The organism is Desulfosporosinus sp. Tol-M2, assembly GCF_059735615.1.
Window position 1 is genome coordinate 1 of the sequence record NZ_JCAIJG010000013.1, and the last position, 17,075, is coordinate 17,075.

Annotated in this window: 18 protein-coding genes and 2 pseudogenes; all 20 read left to right on the forward strand. The window is 51.5% G+C overall.

Annotated elements, in window-relative coordinates; translation table 11 throughout:
• Positions 1-220: phage antirepressor KilAC domain-containing protein (locus AC6I5A_RS00300; protein ID WP_034610342.1), on the forward strand; the 220-nt coding region annotated here is incomplete at its 5' end.
• A 3-nt stretch (positions 221-223) separates the two neighbouring features.
• Positions 224-664, forward strand: coding sequence for a DUF7768 domain-containing protein (locus tag AC6I5A_RS00305; RefSeq protein ID WP_034610344.1), 441 nt, complete (start codon positions 224-226; stop codon positions 662-664).
• A 1-nt stretch (position 665) separates the two neighbouring features.
• Positions 666-2,984, forward strand: coding sequence for a virulence-associated E family protein (locus AC6I5A_RS00310; RefSeq protein ID WP_034610366.1), 2,319 nt, complete (start codon positions 666-668; stop codon positions 2,982-2,984).
• Positions 2,985-3,216: 232 nt separating this feature from the next.
• Complete coding sequence (locus AC6I5A_RS00315) at positions 3,217-3,498, forward strand: VRR-NUC domain-containing protein (RefSeq protein ID WP_034610368.1); 282 nt, start codon at positions 3,217-3,219, stop codon at positions 3,496-3,498.
• On the forward strand, positions 3,479-4,846 hold the full coding sequence (locus AC6I5A_RS00320) for a DEAD/DEAH box helicase (RefSeq protein ID WP_034610346.1): 1,368 nt from the start codon (positions 3,479-3,481) through the stop codon (positions 4,844-4,846). Before AC6I5A_RS00315 ends, AC6I5A_RS00320 begins: the two co-directional genes overlap by 20 nt.
• Complete coding sequence (locus tag AC6I5A_RS00325; RefSeq protein ID WP_497900371.1) at positions 4,837-5,067, forward strand: hypothetical protein; 231 nt, start codon at positions 4,837-4,839, stop codon at positions 5,065-5,067. Before AC6I5A_RS00320 ends, AC6I5A_RS00325 begins: the two co-directional genes overlap by 10 nt.
• The gene (locus AC6I5A_RS00330; protein ID WP_034610351.1) at positions 5,064-5,516 is read left to right on the forward strand and encodes a sigma factor-like helix-turn-helix DNA-binding protein; all 453 of its coding nucleotides are present in this window, start codon (positions 5,064-5,066) and stop codon (positions 5,514-5,516) included. Before AC6I5A_RS00325 ends, AC6I5A_RS00330 begins: the two co-directional genes overlap by 4 nt.
• A gap of 120 nt (positions 5,517-5,636) precedes the next feature.
• Positions 5,637-6,008 (forward strand): HNH endonuclease, encoded by a 372-nt coding sequence (locus AC6I5A_RS00335; RefSeq protein WP_034610352.1) that lies wholly within the window; start codon positions 5,637-5,639, stop codon positions 6,006-6,008.
• A 114-nt stretch (positions 6,009-6,122) separates the two neighbouring features.
• Positions 6,123-6,671, forward strand: a complete 549-nt coding sequence (locus AC6I5A_RS00340) for a terminase (protein ID WP_034610369.1) — start codon at positions 6,123-6,125, stop codon at positions 6,669-6,671.
• 1 nt (position 6,672) lies between these two features.
• Complete coding sequence (gene metK / locus AC6I5A_RS00345; protein ID WP_034610353.1) at positions 6,673-7,842, forward strand: methionine adenosyltransferase; 1,170 nt, start codon at positions 6,673-6,675, stop codon at positions 7,840-7,842.
• Positions 7,823-9,067, forward strand: a pseudogene (locus tag AC6I5A_RS00350) (site-specific DNA-methyltransferase). The gene metK and the pseudogene AC6I5A_RS00350 overlap by 20 nt, the downstream one beginning before the upstream one ends.
• Positions 9,054-11,204: a DNA cytosine methyltransferase gene (locus AC6I5A_RS00355; protein WP_034610354.1), complete on the forward strand. Its 2,151-nt coding sequence runs from the start codon at positions 9,054-9,056 to the stop codon at positions 11,202-11,204. The pseudogene AC6I5A_RS00350 and the gene AC6I5A_RS00355 overlap by 14 nt, the downstream one beginning before the upstream one ends.
• Positions 11,205-11,290: 86 nt before the next feature.
• Positions 11,291-11,998: a hypothetical protein gene (locus AC6I5A_RS00360; RefSeq protein WP_034610359.1), complete on the forward strand. Its 708-nt coding sequence runs from the start codon at positions 11,291-11,293 to the stop codon at positions 11,996-11,998.
• A complete protein-coding gene (locus tag AC6I5A_RS00365; RefSeq protein WP_034610361.1) occupies positions 11,982-12,206 on the forward strand; it encodes a DUF4314 domain-containing protein in 225 nt (74 codons plus the stop codon). The genes AC6I5A_RS00360 and AC6I5A_RS00365 overlap by 17 nt, the downstream gene beginning before the upstream one ends.
• Positions 12,207-12,349: 143 nt before the next feature.
• Entirely contained in the window at positions 12,350-12,577 is a 228-nt protein-coding gene (locus tag AC6I5A_RS00370) for a DUF7678 domain-containing protein (RefSeq protein WP_034610362.1), read from the forward strand.
• 97 nt (positions 12,578-12,674) lie between these two features.
• Positions 12,675-14,279, forward strand: coding sequence for a terminase large subunit (locus AC6I5A_RS00375; protein WP_034610363.1), 1,605 nt, complete (start codon positions 12,675-12,677; stop codon positions 14,277-14,279).
• 97 nt (positions 14,280-14,376) lie between these two features.
• Positions 14,377-14,673, forward strand: coding sequence for a type II toxin-antitoxin system RelE/ParE family toxin (locus AC6I5A_RS00380; protein ID WP_034610364.1), 297 nt, complete (start codon positions 14,377-14,379; stop codon positions 14,671-14,673).
• Positions 14,674-14,777: 104 nt separating this feature from the next.
• A pseudogene (locus AC6I5A_RS00385) lies at positions 14,778-15,317 on the forward strand (helix-turn-helix transcriptional regulator).
• Positions 15,283-15,759 (forward strand): ImmA/IrrE family metallo-endopeptidase, encoded by a 477-nt coding sequence (locus AC6I5A_RS00390; protein ID WP_497900372.1) that lies wholly within the window; start codon positions 15,283-15,285, stop codon positions 15,757-15,759. Before AC6I5A_RS00385 ends, AC6I5A_RS00390 begins: the two are co-directional and overlap by 35 nt.
• 78 nt (positions 15,760-15,837) lie before the next feature.
• Positions 15,838-17,073: a phage portal protein gene (locus AC6I5A_RS00395; protein ID WP_034610365.1), complete on the forward strand. Its 1,236-nt coding sequence runs from the start codon at positions 15,838-15,840 to the stop codon at positions 17,071-17,073.
• Positions 17,074-17,075 lie beyond the last annotated feature (2 nt).

Sequence of the window (17,075 nt, forward strand, 5' to 3'; positions counted from 1 at the left end):
GAACGAAAAGGGGGTTCAGTATAAGCAGGGCAAGATTTGGCTTCTGTATCAGAAATACGCCGAAAAGGGATACACCAGCACCAAGACCTTCAGTTCTCCCGGCGGCGACGGAGAGATACACAGCCACGTTCATACCTATTGGACTCAGGGCGGGCGGCTGTTTATCTATCACACGCTGAAGGCGGACGGCATCCTCCCTTTAATCGAACAGGAGGTGTGACTGATGGAACGGAATGAACGCTTCAACGCCTCCGGCTGTTATGACCCCGTTTCCTTCGAAGTCATGAGCAAAATCGAGCGTGAGGAGCGCAAGGCGGTTAAATCCGCCTTCCTCCCGCTCGTGTATATCTGCTGCCCCTACAGAAATGATCCCGTCGGCAACAGCGAAAAGGCGCGCAAGTTCTGCCGCTTCGCCGTAGACCGGGGATATATACCGCTCTGCACCATACTGCATTTCCCTCAATTCATGTCGGACACAGATCCGGAGGAACGTGAACTCGCCCTCTTTATGGACATCGTGCTCATGGGAAAATGCCAGGAAGTCTGGGTGCTCGGCGACACCATCACCGAAGGCATGAGCCGCGAACTGCATAAGGCAGAGCGGCGCAGGCAGCCTGTCCGCTATTTCAATAATGACTTTGAGGAGGCGGAACGTCATGCGTGAACTGCCCATCGCGTACGGTGGCAGCTGCTTCGCAAAGAAATGGTCGAATAAAAAAATCACCTTTGACGACCTCTGCGAAAGGCTGAAAACGACCATCCGCACCCCGGAGACTGCTGAGGAATATCCAAAGCTGCCTAAAGCGGAGCGGGACAGGGTCAAAGACAAGGGCGGCTTTGTCGGCGGCACTTTAAGGGACGGCAGGCGCAAGCGTGAAACGGTGGTCTGCCGCTCTATGCTTTCCCTTGACGGTGACCACGCCGACAAGGATTTCATCGACCGATATGAAATGTTCGGCAAATACGAATCCTGCCTTTACACCACCCACGGTCATGTGCCGGACGCGCCGAGGGTAAGGCTGCTCGTTCCGATGACGAGGGATGTCACTCCGGACGAGTATTCTGCCGTAGCACGGTACTTTACCGAAGAATGGGGCATCGACCAGTTTGACGAGTGTTCCTACCGTCCGCATCAGCTAATGTACTGGCCGACTACGCCTTCAAACGGCGAATATATCTTCAAACGTTTCAGCGGCAAATGGCTTGATCCTGATGAGGTGCTGTCGGTTCACGCCGATTGGCGGGACTGCTCTCAGCTGCCCACCTCATCCCGCGAAAGTTCGGTCACAAACAGAAGCGAAAAGCGTCAGCAGAACCCTCTTGAAAAAGGCGGTGTGGTCGGCGCCTTTTGCCGTGCATACACCATCCAGGCGGCTATTGATAAATTCCTGTCCACTGTATATGAGCCATCCGCTGTTCCAGGACGCTATGACTATGTCCCCGCCGATAGTTCCGCCGGTGTAGTCGTCTATGATGATAAATTCGCATATTCCCACCATGCCACCGATCCTGCCTCTGAAAAGGAGCTGAACGCATTCGACCTCGTCCGCATCCACAAATTCGGCGACGATGATGAAAAGAAGTCATTTAAGGAAATGTCGGAGTTTGCCGTCCGGGACGATAAGGTCAAACGGCTCCTTGTACTGGAAAAAACCGAGCAGGCGTCAGCCGAGTTTGACGATGAGGACTGGCAGAACGCCCTGGAACTGGACAAGGGCGGCAATATCAAGGACACGCTCGACAACCTTGTCCTCATAATCCGCCATGACTATGAACTGCGGAATATCGCCTTCAACTGCCATCGTGACGGCATCGACGCAAAGGACGGCCTTCCGTGGGAGCAGATCAAGCCCGGCTGGAACGACTCGGACATAGCGGCCCTGAAGGTCTACCTTTCCAATAAATACGGATTGTACTCCCCTACAAAAACAAAAGACGCCATTCTTGCGGTCGCAGCCGAGAGAGCCTATCACCCCATCAAGGCATATCTCGAGTCTCTGCCCAAATGGGACGGCATTCCGCGAGTTGATACGCTGTATATCGACTATTTCGGCGCGGACGACACCTCATATACCAGGGCGGTCAGCCGGAAATCCATGACGGCGGCTGTGGCGCGCATATACAGACCCGGTACGAAGTTCGACTCCGTTCCCATCCTGAACGGTCCCCAGGGCATCGGAAAAAGCACTTTTTATGCCAAACTCGCTGGGGACTGGTTCTCTGACAGTCTTACGCTTACAGATATGAAGGATAAAGCCGGCCCTGAAAAACTGCAGGGATACTGGATTCTTGAACTCGGCGAACTTGCCGGTATGCGGAAAGCCGACCTGGAAACCGTGAAATCCTTTATCTCCCGTGTGGACGACAAGTACCGCGCCTCCTACGGCGTGACGGTGGAAAACCATCCCCGTCAGTGCATCATCGTCGGCTCCACCAACGCCGAGAGCGGTTTTCTCCGGGATATTACGGGTAACCGCCGTTTCTGGCCCGTCCGTATCAGCGGAGAAAGCAAAAAGAAATCGTGGCAGCTAACAAAAGCTGAGGTTGAGCAGATATGGGCGGAAACCCTTGTTATCTACCGCAAAGGCGAAAAGCTGTATCTCGACGGTGAGGACGCACAGATTGCCATCACTGAACAAGCCAACGCTATGGAGTCAGATGAACGTGAAGGTCTGGTGCGGACTTACCTTGATACCTTGCTGCCCGAGACCTGGGACACCATGTCCCTTTATGAGCGCCGAAACTTCCTGAACGGTTCGGAGTTCGGCGGCGACCAGCATGTCGGCACGGTGCTGCGGGAGTACACCTGCAACATGGAGATATGGTGCGAGTGCTTCGGCAAGGAAGGTCCCTCCATGCAGCCCAAGGATACCTATGCAATTGCGGCAATCATGCGGAAGATCGAAGGCTGGGACAAAACAGACCGCAAAAACTACCCGATCTACGGACGACAGCGCGGATATAAGCGAGGCTTGTCCGGGTGATTGTCCCCACCCAAGGCAGACAAGCGGCAGGCTGTCCTCAAAGCTGTCCTGCCGCTCGTCCCTGTAAGAACCCTTGCAGTCAAGGGAAAAGCGACTGTACAGGACAAGCGGACAACCTTAAACCTATGAGCATAGAAAAAGAAAAAAGAGAGTGCTTTGGGTGCGTAAGCGTATATATGCGCGTATAGGAATTTTCGACTGTTGTCCGTCACTTGTCCGGATTGGAGCGAATATGCGAGAAAAATATGTTGAACAGGCTCTGGTGAAAGCCGTGAGAAAAATGGGAGGTCTGGCGCTGAAGTTCGTCAGTCCGGGTTTAGATGGAGTGCCCGACCGAATACTGCTTTTCCCCGGCGGCAAAATCGCCTTCGCTGAAACCAAATCCGATGGAATGAAACCCAGGCCTCTGCAGGTAAGGCGAAAAAGGCAGCTTGAGGAGCTTGGCTTTTTTGTTTACTGCATTGACCGCACAGAGCAGATCGGAGGGATTATCGATGAAATACACTCCACATGAATATCAGACCTACGCGACTGATTTTATTCTTAAGCATCCGGTGTCGGCAGTCCTGCTTGAAATGGGTCTGGGCAAGAGTGTAATAACGCTGACCGCCATCTTCGACCTCTGCCTGGACAGTTTCCTTATTCGGAAAGTCCTTGTCATCGCACCTCTGAGGGTGGCAAAAGATACATGGCCTGCAGAAATCAAAAAGTGGGATCATCTGAACGGACTGACATATGCCGTGGCTGTCGGCACGGAGCAGGAACGGCTTTCCGCTCTGAACAAAAAGACCGATATTCATATCATCAACCGTGAAAATGTGGACTGGCTCGTCAATAAAAGCGGTATCTCTTTCGACTACGATATGGTGATTGTCGATGAGCTGTCCTCTTTCAAATCCTATCAGGCGAAGCGGTTCAAAAGCCTCCTGAAAGTCAGACCCTTTGTGAAAAGAATTGTAGGTCTGACCGGAACACCCTCGTCCAACGGGCTTATGGACCTGTGGGCTGAGTTTCGAATTCTTGACCTTGGCAAAAGACTCGGCAGATATATAACCCATTACCGCAGCCGCTATTTCGCCCCGGATAAGCGCAACGGACAGGTCGTATTCTCATATAAGCCGCTCGATGGTGCTGAACAGAAAATTTATGATGCCATATCCGATATAACCATCTCCATGCGGTCGGCGGATTACCTCAAACTACCGGAATGCGTTATAAACGAAGTCCCTGCGTACCTTACCGAAAAAGAACGGTCTGTGTACGACACTTTCCGCGAGGATATGGTGGTCAAGCTGAAAAACGTGGAGATCGATGCTCTGAACGCCGCCGTCCTTTCCGGCAAACTCCTACAGATGGCAAACGGTGCTGTCTACGGCGAGGATAAACAGGTCCAATATCTTCATGACCGCAAACTGGATGCCCTGGAGGATTTGATCGAGGGCGCAAACGGAAAACCCGTTCTCATCGCCTACTGGTATCAGCACGACCTTGACCGAATCAAGGAAAGGCTGCGCAAACTTAATATCCACTTTTTGGAGATGAAAGCATCCGGCACTATTGAAAGGTGGAACAGTGGCAAGATTCCCGTGGCACTTATCCATCCGGCGTCTGCCGGACACGGGCTTAATCTCCAAGCCGGAGGATCGACACTGATATGGTTCGGACTGACGTGGTCACTGGAGCTGTATCAGCAGACAAACGCCCGGCTTTGGCGGCAGGGACAGCAAAACACGGTTGTGCTTCACCACATTATCGCCAAAGGCACGATTGATGAGGACGTTATGAAGGCTCTGAAACGCAAGGAGAAAACGCAGTCGTCTCTGATAGACGCCGTCAAGGCGAATCTGGAGGTGTGGCGTTGAGTGAACCTTATGAGAATCTTGCCGCCGCTATAATCCTGAAAGCCGTCAAGGATTACAGGGACGCATTAAAAAAGCACGGAAAACGGCCGAAATACCAGCCCGCCATTGAAACGATAGCCGAGGTGGAGAGGTTCTTCCGCTCCGAGTGGTATAGAGAACTTACCTCTGTTGACGGTGATATGTTGATCAGAAAACTGAAATCGGAGGTGGAAAGAGAATGAAACCAAAAGAATATCTTCACCAAGCTTACAGGCTCGACCACAGAATCAACTCAGACATCGAGGAAATGGAGCGCCTTCGTGAGATGGCCTACAGCGTTTCCGCTCCCAACTGGGGTGAAAAGGTCAGTGCGTCAAGAAACACCGACCCGCCTTTCGTCCGTTGCATTGAACGCATTATGGCGCTTGATGAGAAGATCAACGCGGAAATAGATAAGTTCGTTGCGCTGAAGGAACAGATCAGAGGCGTCATCGATAAAGTGACTGACACCGACGAGCGTATGGTTCTTCGATATCGGTATGTACACAATTACACCTGGGAACAGATCGGCGATGAACTGAACGCCGACAAAAGCACCGTCCGCCGCTGGCATGGAAACGCTTTACTTCATGTGGTGATGCCTGATGACCCCATCATTATCTGCAAGTCGCAACGAAATGAGCAGCTTTGAGCAGAGATAAGCACCTGCCATTCGGGTTATAGTATAATCAGCAAAAAATACAATGCGAGAGCCTTCGGAGGTACATCCTTCCGGGGGCTTTTCTCATGCAAGGAAACGGAGGTGAAACGAGTGCCAAAAAAACCAAAAAGGCCCTGCCGGATGAACGGCTGCCCAAACTTTGCCGGGGACGGTGAGATTTACTGCCCGGAACATAAAACGGAAGCCGAACATTTCTACAACCGATATCAGCGGCCCACCGACAAGAATGTTTACGGGCGCGCCTGGAAACGGATCAGGGACAGAAAAATCCGTGAGTCTCCCATGTGCGAGGAGTGCTTGAAGCATGGCTTCTACCATCCGGCGGAGGAAGTCCACCATCGTGTCCCGCTCTCGGAGGGCGGCACGCATGAGCGTTCAAACCTCGTGTCCCTCTGCCGCTCCTGCCACATGAAGGCGCACGGTGAACTTGGAACACGAAAGCCGCACAGCTATGACGACTAACGCACCCGGTGGGGTGTTCGAATCTCTGCAACTTTTGATCCGGGGCAACGGCCTGGGGTCACGTGTGAACAAAATGCGAAATCAAAAGGGTGATAAAGGAAGGTGGTGAGAAAAATACCGACAAAATCGAATAACACCGGCGGTCAGGGCGGAAAAAGACCCGGTGCCGGACGAAAGAAAAAAGCTGTGACCGAAAAAGCGTTAAGCGGCAATCCAGGCGGCAGGAAGCTTACTGTTCTGGACATTCCCGATGTTGAGGGCACGGCAATGCCAAAACCGAAAGACATCCTCTCGGCAAAACAGCGCGACGGCACGGAGCTCCGCGCGAAGTCGGTATACGAAGAAACATGGCAGTGGCTCAACAATATCGGCTGCGCCGCCTATGTGTCTCCCCAGACGATAGAGCGGTATGCCATGTGCGTGGCGCGATGGATTCAGTGCGAGGAGATGACCAATGAGCTCGGTTTCCTCTCAAAGCATCCGACGACCGGAAAACCCATCACTTCTCCGTTTATAAACATCGGCATCAACTATATGAACCAGGCAGCCCGTCAGTGGGATGCCATTATGCAAATCGTCAAGGAGAACTGTACCGTGGATTTCAGCGGCGCAAACCCTAATGATGATTTGGAACGACTGCTTCATCAGAGAAAGGGATTTTGATATGACATCATATAAAACCTGCGAAAGCGTATGCATAGGTCACCCGGACAAACTGTGCGACCTTATAGCCGACAGCATTCTGGATGAGTGCCTGCGGCTCGATAAATCCTCCCGCGTAGCCTGCGAGGTCATGGCGACAGGACATAAAATCATAGTATCTGGCGAGATCACCTGCTCAAAGCGCGTGGATATCCGGTTTATTACAAGGCAGGTGCTGAGGAAAGCCGGATACAATCCGCTCAAGTATCTCATTTATGTAAATGTACATAAGCAATCGGAGGACATAGACGGCGGCGTGTCCAGAGCCCTTGAATCAAGAAACGGCGATACCTCCTGGTATTCCACCATCGGCGCCGGCGATCAGGGTACGGTTTACGGATATGCCACCAACGAAACAAAGAGCCTGATTCCTCTGCCCCTGGAACTTGCCCATCAGATTTGCAAACGGCTTGACAAGGTTCGCTCGGAAGGTACTGTCAAGGGCATTTTCTCAGATGGCAAAGCACAGGTGACCATTCAGTATGAGGATGGAAAGCCCGTGCGTGTGAAAACCATTGTTGTTTCCATTCAGCATTCCAAAGATAAAGACCTCGACACACTCCGCAGCGATATTATTTCTAATGTTCTGTGGCCGGTGTTCGAGAGCTTCCCTTTTGATGAGGAGACGGAAATTCTCGTCAATCCCTCCGGCAGATTTGTAAAGGGCGGTCCTTCGGCCGACACAGGTCTGACCGGAAGAAAAATCATCGTGGACACCTACGGCGGCGAGGGAGCGCACGGCGGAGGAGCTTTCTCCGGCAAAGACCCAACAAAGGTTGACCGCTCGGCTGCATATATGGCGAGATGCGTCGCTGTGTCGGTTGTGCAAAACAGTCTGGCGGATAAATGCCAGGTGGCTGTGTCCTATGCCATCGGCAAGGCTGACCCCGTCGCCGTTCAGGTCGACACTTTCGGTACTGGCAAATATTCCGATACGGCAATCAGAAACGCTGTCATTGATACATTCAGCTTCCGTCCTGCGGCCATCATCGAATTCCTCAAGCTGAAGGACACGGATTATTCCGCAACCTCAACCTACGGTCACTTCGGAGGCTGCGAGAGATGGGAGTGGAATCACTGTTGGCAGGAACTCCGGGAGGCGGTAAAAAAACATGAGCAAGACAACGACTGAGATGCAGCTCGTGCCCATCGCCAAGCTGGTGCCTTATCAGAATAACGCGAGAACACACTCGGCGGAGCAGATAAAAAAGCTCCGCTCTTCTTTACGGGAATTCGGCTTTGTGAACCCCGTCCTCATCGACCGCAGCTGCGGCGTTATTGCCGGACACGGCAGAATCATGGCGGCCATGGAGGAAGGCATCACCGAGGTGCCGTGTGTATATGTCGATCACCTCACCGAGGCGCAGAAGAAGGCATATATCCTCGCAGACAACCGTATGGCGCTCGACGCCGGATGGGACGAGGAACTTCTGAGAATAGAATTGGAAGAGCTGGAGGGGATCGGCTTCGACCTAGGTCTTACAGGTTTCGATGAAAAAGAGCTGACGGACTTGTTCGGTAAGGACACCGAGGTTAAAGATGACGATTTCGACGTCGATGCGGAACTGCAAAAACCGACGTTCTCAAAATCCGGAGATATATGGACGCTCGGACGGCACAGGCTTATCTGCGGCGATTCCACAAAAAAGGAGACCTATGATATCCTCGTCGGCGACCATCGCGTCAACCTTGCAGTGACCGATCCTCCGTATAACGTCAATTACGAAGGGTCCGCCGGAAAAATCAAGAACGACAATATGGCGAACGAGAAGTTCTATCAATTCCTCCTGGATGCCTTTATCAACATGGAAAGCCGCATGGCGGATGACGCCAGCATATATGTTTTCCACTCGGACACCGAGGGATTGAATTTCCGCCGAGCCTTTGCCGATGCGGGATTCTATCTCTCCGGTTACTGTATCTGGAAGAAGCAGTCTCTGGTACTCGGACGCTCTCCTTATCAGTGGCAGCACGAGCCGGTGCTGTACGGCTAGAAGAAAAGCGGCAAGCACCAATGGTACACCGGCAGAAAGGAAACCACCATCTGGGAGTTTGACAAGCCGAAGAAAAACGGCGACCATCCCACGATGAAGCCGATACCTCTCATGGCTTATCCTATAATGAACTCCTCGCTTACGAATTCCATCGTCCTCGACCCCTTCGGCGGGAGCGGGTCAACGCTCATCGCCTGTGAGCAGTCCGGTCGTATCTGTTTTACAGCCGAACTCGATGAAAAGTACTGCGATGTGATTGTGAAACGGTACATTGAACAGGTCGGCATGAGTGAGAACGTATCGGTTATCCGGAACGGCGAGACCCTCAGATTTGAGGAGGTTCAGACGGATGGAACTAAATAAGCCTTTAACCCTCGGCAGCCTGTTTGATGGCTCCGGGGGTTTTCCTTTGGGAGGACTTCTTTCCGGTATTCAGCCGGTCTGGGCATCGGAAGTCGAGCCTTTCCCCATACGGGTGACCACAAAACGACTGCCGTTCATAAAGCACTACGGTGATGTCAGTAAAATGAACGGCGGCGAGATCGAGCCGGTGGACATTATCACCTTCGGCAGTCCCTGCCAGGACATGTCCGTTGCCGGTAAGAGAGCGGGATTGGACGGCAGCCGCTCCAACCTTTTTTATGAAGCCGTCCGAATCGTAAAAGAAATGAGGTGCGCGACCGATGGAAAATATCCGAGATGGATCTGCTGGGAGAATGTCCCCGGCGCCTTCTCATCGAATAAGGGGGAAGACTTCAAGGCAGTCCTTGACTCGATCTGCAAAATCAAAGACGAAGCCTGCGATATTCCTGAACATAAGAAGTGGGAATCCGCAGGTGAAATCCTGGGAGATGATTTTTCCATCGCGTGGAGAGTTCTCGATGCGCAGTTTTGGGGAGTCCCCCAACGAAGAAAACGCATCTTCCTTGTCGCGGATTTTGCAGGCCGGAGTGCCGGACAAATACTATTTGAGTCCGAAGGCCTGTCAGGGTATTCTGCGGAGGGCTTCCGTGCGTGGCAAAGAGCTGCCCGCCGTGCTGAAAACGGCACTGACAAGGCAGTCTTCAACTGCGAAATAAGCAGTGTGGTGCTTAATGATCAGGGCGGAGACTGTATGGATGTAACCGACGATGTTACCAGTACGCTTCGTGCGGAAGCGCACCATCCACCCTGCGTTATGGAGTCAGCCGGGTTCTGCACCGAGCATTCGGCGAAGGCCAGGTCGATAGGATACGAGGAGGAGATGTCCCCAACGCTTCGCGCCGGCGTCGTTCCCGCGGCAGTCGCACTGGAAAACCATCCTACCGACAGCCGTATCAGAATCTCTGGTGATAATAAAGTTCAGACACTGACTTCGCGTATGGGAACAGGCGGCAATAATGTACCGCTTCTTATGAAGATAAGATGCGGCTGCGAGGGAGGCGGCAAAGGCGCCCTGATTCAGGAGAGCAAGTCGGCAACGCTGTCCTGTAACAATGACCAGACACTTTTTGAGCCAAAAGCATGGGATGGCGGTGATGTATCTCCCACGCTCACCGCGAACAATGCCGGGGGCAGTCAGCGGATGCCGGATAAGGACAACTTCAACTGCGTAGTTGAGGCTTACGGGATCTGCTCAAAGGACTCTAATTCCATGAAATCGGACAATCCGCACAGCGGTTTTTATAAAGCCGACTCCTCCCGCTGTCTTGACAGGGGCGGCGGAAACCCCACATGCAACCAGGGAGGAATCGCCGTGGTGGAGGGTATCCCGTTTACGCAGAACCAGCGTGACGAAGTCCGCCTTCTTGGTGATAAGAGCGGTGCGTTATGCAGGGCGGCGACGAAGCAGCAAACCTATGTGCTTCAAGGTTCGATGATTGGACGAAAAGACGGGAACGGTCCGCAGGGCGGCGGCGTGAACGAGGACGTCTCATTCACCCTCAACACCGCAGACCGCCACGCGGTTTATGCCATGACCACCGGTTCCTTTGCCAATATCGGCGTGGAGCAGTCGCCCACACTTCTGGCACGGGATTATAAGGATCCGACGTTTATTGCTGAACCTGCCTACGGTATCGGCAGGGACGCCTTCAACCAGGGACAAAATGCTCAGTACAAACCTACTGTCGAGGAGGAACTTCAACCGACCCTGGTGGCGAAAGGACCCGGAGCCGTTGCGAAAGCCGACCCGGAATACGCAGTCCGCCGCCTTACTCCGACCGAATGCGCCAGACTTCAAGGATTCCCGGACTGGTGGTGCGCGAACCTGGAAACAGCTGATCCAACGTACGGGGAGATTGCATTCTGGACGGATGTGTTTGAGACCCACAGGCTGATTTGCGGAACCTCCTCAAAACCGAAATCGCAGAAACAGATATTTGCATGGCTGAAAAACCCGTATTCCGATGCAGCGGAGTACAAAATGTGGGGCAACGGAATCGCTCTCCCGTGCGTATACTTCCTGCTTTCCGGCATTGTGTGGTATGCGCGTAATGAGGTTGGCAAAACCTCCGGATAATTGTGTGATATATATAGCAGAAATAACTGGATATATCCGAACACTGACGGTAATATCACACTACCAAATTGAAGGAGGAATTGCACATGGCGACAATAAAATTCAACGTGGCCGGCGCGGAACGCAAAAGGCTCGTAGGAGCAATCAGCGAAATTACCGGAGCCGAGGGAAAATACCTCGGGATGCCATCGGCAGCATATCAGGTGGACTGCTTCACCATTGACAGGAACGGCGCAGTCAGCTTCGATGACAGAGCCGACAGCGAGGATGTTGATAACCTCTTGGTGCGGCTTGCCGACCAAGGCTTCGAACCTGAGCCCTCGGAAAACAGCACGGTGGGAAACAGCCCTGCTGGGGGCGAACAGTGCTTTGAAGACGGCGAAGACACGGGACTTGCGATATCCCTTCCGCTCGACAAGGTATCCGTCGATAATCTTGCGAAGCTGCTTGATGCCAAAGGAAGTCTCATCAGCAAAGCACTCGGCATCCCGGCAACACCCATCGAAGTAAACGAGGATACGATATCCTTCCCCTGGTTTGACAGAATACCCTGTCCGGATGAGGTAAGCGCCTACAGTCGGTTCATTATTGCACTGTGTGCCATGAGCAAGAAACAGAAACGGATCAACGCCACCGAAAAAGAAGTCGAAAACGAGAAATACGCCTTCCGCTGTTTTCTGCTTCGCCTCGGCTTTATAGGTGAACCCTACAAAAAGGAGCGGAAAATCCTGCTCCGGAATCTGACCGGCTCCTCCGCTTTCAAAGGAGGTGTGAAAGATGCCGTTTCCAAGTAAAGAAATTGTGGAGATGGTACGCAGGCAGTTCCCGAAGGGCTGCCGGGTGGAACTTCTCCGTATGGATGACGCCCAGGCTCCGCCGGTAGGCACGGAAGGAACTGTCATAGGTGTAGACGACACGGCGAGCGTCATGGTGAAATGGGACAACGGCTGCGGTCTGAACGTGGTCTACGGTGAGGATTTCTGCCGCAGAATCCAGAAATAATGCACACAGTTCCACCACGGCAGCGCCTCGAAAAATTGTGTAGTGTATGCCGGTTTATATCACGAATATGACTGGATATATCCGAACACTGACGGTAATATACACACAACCTGCAAACAAGGGAACTTAAGGAGGCCAAGGGTATGTGGAAAGAAGGAAACCTGAAGGTTCATAGTAGCCTTTACCATTATTGGATGAAGGTGTACGAGGAAGGCAGTCAGTTCGGCATCGACGGCGGCAAAGTCAGCAAGCTGATGCTAAAACGTGACGGCAGGATTGTGTGCAACTACGACAGAGGCTGGGACATTGAACCCGCCGACCCCGACACACAGCTGGCGGTCGAAATCCTGCTGCACGGCAGCAACTACTAAGTAAAACAAATAAGCATCAGAGCCGGACGGCTCTTTTGCTCATAGTACGGCAGCTGTTTTGGGTGTCTTTTATTTTGCCCGGAAGGAGGCGGAATCCTTGAGAAAGCTTAAAAAATACAAGCCCACACGGTTTATGGCGGAAGACAGTTATTATGACAAGGATGCCGCCGACCATGCCGTGTGCTTTATAGAAAATTTCTGCTGCCATACTAAAGGCACCTGGGACGGCAAGCCTTTCGAGCTTATCGACTGGCAGGAACAAATTATCCGGGATGTTTTCGGAATCCTTAAACCCAACGGATACCGTCAGTTCAACACGGCATACATCGAGATACCGAAAAAGCAGGGCAAGAGTGAACTTGCGGCGGCAGTCGCGCTGTATCTTCTGTGCGCGGATTTTGAACCCGGCGCCGAGGTATATGGCTGTGCTGCGGATAAAGACCAGGCGCGGATCGTGTTCGATGTGGCGATGGATATGGTAAAACGCTGTCCTCATCTGTTCAGCAAAATGAGCATTCAGGCAAGCTTGAAAACCATGAACTATCTTCCGACCGGCAGCAGATACAAGGCTCTGTCGGCAGACGTGGCAAACAAGCATGGGTTCAATACCCACGGCGTTATCTTTGACGAACTGCATACCCAACCGAACAGAAGACTGTACGATGTCATGCTCCAAGGCAGCGGTGACGCGAGAATGCAGCCGCTGTATTTTCTTATTACAACCGCCGGAAATAATCAGAACAGCATATGCTGGGAGGTGCATCAGAAGGCTCTGGATATTATCGACGGCAGAAAGTATGATCCTACCTTCTACCCGGTGATTTACGGCGCAGCGCAGGAAGACGATTGGGCCGACCCTAAAGTGTGGAAAAAGGCCAACCCTTCCCTAGGTATAACGGTTGGCATAGATAAGGTTAAAGCAGCTTTTGAATCGGCGAGGCAGAATCCCGCCGAGGAGAACAGTTTCCGTCAGTTGCGCTTGAACCAGTGGGTCAAGCAATCTGTACGCTGGATGCCGATGGACAAATGGGATGCCTGCGCTTTTGCGGTTGATCCGGAATCTTTGCGAGGAAGAGTATGCTACGCTGGCCTTGACCTGTCCTCCTCCACAGATATTACAGCGTTCGTTCTGGTATTTCCGCCCGGGGATGAGGATGAAAAATATATTGTACGGCCTTATTTCTGGATACCGGAAGAAAACATTGATTTGCGTGTGCGCAGGGACCATGTGAATTACGATGTCTGGAAGAAGCAAGGGTATCTGCAGACTACCGAAGGCAATGTCGTCCATTACGGATTCATAGAAAAGTTCATCGAGGAACTCGGCACCAAATACAACATTCGCGAGATTGCCTTCGACCGCTGGGGTGCTGTACAAATGACACAGAACCTTGAAAACCTCGGTTTCACGGTCGTACCGTTCGGCCAGGGCTTTAAAGACATGAGTCCTCCGACCAAAGAACTGATGAAACTGACACTGGAACAGAAAATTGCCCACGGAGGTCACCCGGTTTTACGGTGGACGATGGATAACATCTACATCCGGACTGACCCTGCCGGAAACATCAAGGCCGATAAAGAAAAATCCACCGAGAAGATCGACGGCGCAGTCGCTACAATTATGGCGCTTGACCGGGCGATTCGCTGTGGAAATGATAGTTCAGCTTCGGTATATGATGATCGCGGACTCATTATCTTTTAATAATTTACCTCTGAGGTTAATTTGAAGATTGACTTTTTCATCTGCTCGTGCTACAATAAATTTACCTCAAAGGTAAATGACAAGGAGAGGTGATGGGTTGCAGATAGAGTACAAAAGCCGTGGACTCGAAAAGGTGTGTACAAACGCTCACGAGGCCGAAAAGAAACACGGGAAAAATATGGCGGCGAAGATACATCAACGAATAGATGAAATAACGGCTGCGGATTCTGTTGAAATGCTGATTCAATATAAAATCGGCGGCTGCCATATACTAAAGGGAGATAGAAAGAAACAATATGCCATGGTCTTAATTCAGCCCTACCGCCTCGTATTTGAGATGAATGGTTCTGAGGTTCAAATTGTCCGTGTCATAGAAATCATTGACTATCATTAAATCTGTGGCACAAGAAGAAGGAGGTAGCACAGATGGTGAGAAGCCGTACAATAATTGCATCACCACCAGGCGCGACCATAAAGGAGCAGCTTGTTGACAGAGGAATGAGCCAGAAGGAGTTTGCTCTTAGAATGGATATGTCTGAAAAGCATATCAGCAGACTTATCAATGGTGAAGTCCAGTTAACCCCTGATATGGCCATGCGTCTTGAGCTGGTGCTTGGGGTTCCTGCACAGTTTTGGAGCCGGCTAGAGTCCGTCTATCGTGAGAAGCTGGCGAAGGCCAACGCTGAGAACGAGATGGACGCAGATATAGAAATAGCTAAGAAATTTCCTTACAAAGAGATGTCTAAAAACGGATGGGTTCCGGAAACAAGCAAATCTACAGAAAAGGTAATCCATCTTCGTAAACACTTTGAAGTGGTTCAGCTTGGTTTGCTCCAAGGCGCTTTAATTCCTGGTATAGCCTGCAGACGCTTAGCTGACCATGAAAAAGCTGATTACGCTTTGTTTGCATGGGCTCAGAAAGCTAAGCYTGRSKCARKMRAANAKTSATACGAAACCAATAGATATAAACAAGCTATCGAATATAATACCGAATATCAGGAAGATGACGCGGGAGAATCCGGAGACGTTTTGCGGTGAATTAGTGGGCACACTTGCTGACTGCGGTATAGCGATTGTTTTTCTTCCGCATATTGGCGGATCATTTCTGCATGGCGCTACATTCTATGACGGAGGAAAAATCGTCATGGGGCTGACTGTGCGAGGTAAAGATTCGGACCGCTTTTGGTTTAGCCTTTTCCATGAAATTGCGCATATTATTTATGGACACATTGGTCAGCCGAATGGTACTTCAGATGCAGATGAGTCTGCTGCGGATGAATTTGCAAAAGAAACACTGATTCCAAGCAAGGAATTCGAGCCGTTTATTGCAAAGAAAGATTTTTCTAAATCATCGATAGTTCAATTTGCTGATGCGGTTGAAATCGATGCTGGCATTGTGGTTGGAAGGCTGCAAAAAGAAGGTTATATCGAATATAGCTGGTACAACGACTTAAAAACCAAATATAAAATTACTGCATAGAACAAAGCTACGCGATTGGAAAGCATCTATTTCAGGATAGGTGCTTTTTTCATGCCCATTTTAAGGAGGAGGATGTCTATGGGAATTCTAAAGGGAATATTCAAGGCCCGTGACAAGCCGCAAAATACGCTCAACAGCAGCTGGTACACATTCTTTTTCGGGACGGCCAGTTCCGGGAAGCCGGTAAACGAAACAACAGCAATGCAGATGACAGCGGTATATTCATGCGTGAGGATACTGTCTGAAACCGTGGCGGGACTTCCGCTCCATGTGTACAAATACAATGACAGCGGAGGCAAGGAGAAAAACCTCAAGCATCCGCTATATAAACTGCTCCATGACGAGCCAAACCCGGAGATGACTTCCTTTGCGTTTAGGGAAACGCTGATGAGCCATCTGTTATTGTGGGGAAATGCATATGCGCAGATTATCCGAAACGCACGAGGAGAGGTTATTGCCCTTTACCCGCTGATGCCCAACAAAATGACAGTCGACCGTGATAAAAACGGCCGGCTTTTTTATTTGTACCAGCAAAATTCGGAGGATGCTCCCGCACAGGGCAAACACGGACAGGTCTACCTTTCCCCGTCTGATGTTCTGCATATCCCCGGTCTTGGCTTTGACGGCCTGGTCGGTTACTCGCCAATAGCAATGGCGAAGAATGCTGTGGGACTTGCGATTGCCACCGAGGAATATGGAGCGAAGTTCTTCGCCAACGGCGCGGCTCCAGGCGGCGTGCTGGAACACCCCGGAACCATCAAAGACCCGCAGAAGGTAAAAGAATCCTGGAACTCGGCGTATCAGGGCAGCAGCAATGCGCACCGGGTGGCTGTCCTTGAAGAAGGCATGAAATACCAGGCTATCGGCATCTCGCCGGAGCAGGCGCAGTTTTTGGAAACCAGGAAATTCCAGATCAATGAGATTGCCCGTATTTTCAGAGTGCCGCCCCATATGCTTGCCGACCTGGAGAAATCATCCTTCAGCAATATCGAACAGCAATCACTGGAGTTTGTGAAATACACCCTCGATCCTTGGGTGGTGCGCTGGGAGCAGACAATGTGCCGGGCGCTGCTTTCATCCAGCGAGAAACCGAATGTGTTTATCAAATTCAATGTTGATGGACTGCTTCGGGGTGATTATGTAAGCCGTATGAGTGGTTACGCTACCGCCCGCCAGAACGGCTGGATGAGCGCCAACGACATACGGGAGCTTGAGAACCTGGATAGAATCCCGGCGGAACTTGGCGGAGACCTGTACCTCATCAACGGTGCAATGACAAAGTTGCAGGATGCCGGCGCGTTTTATGTTGAGTAAGT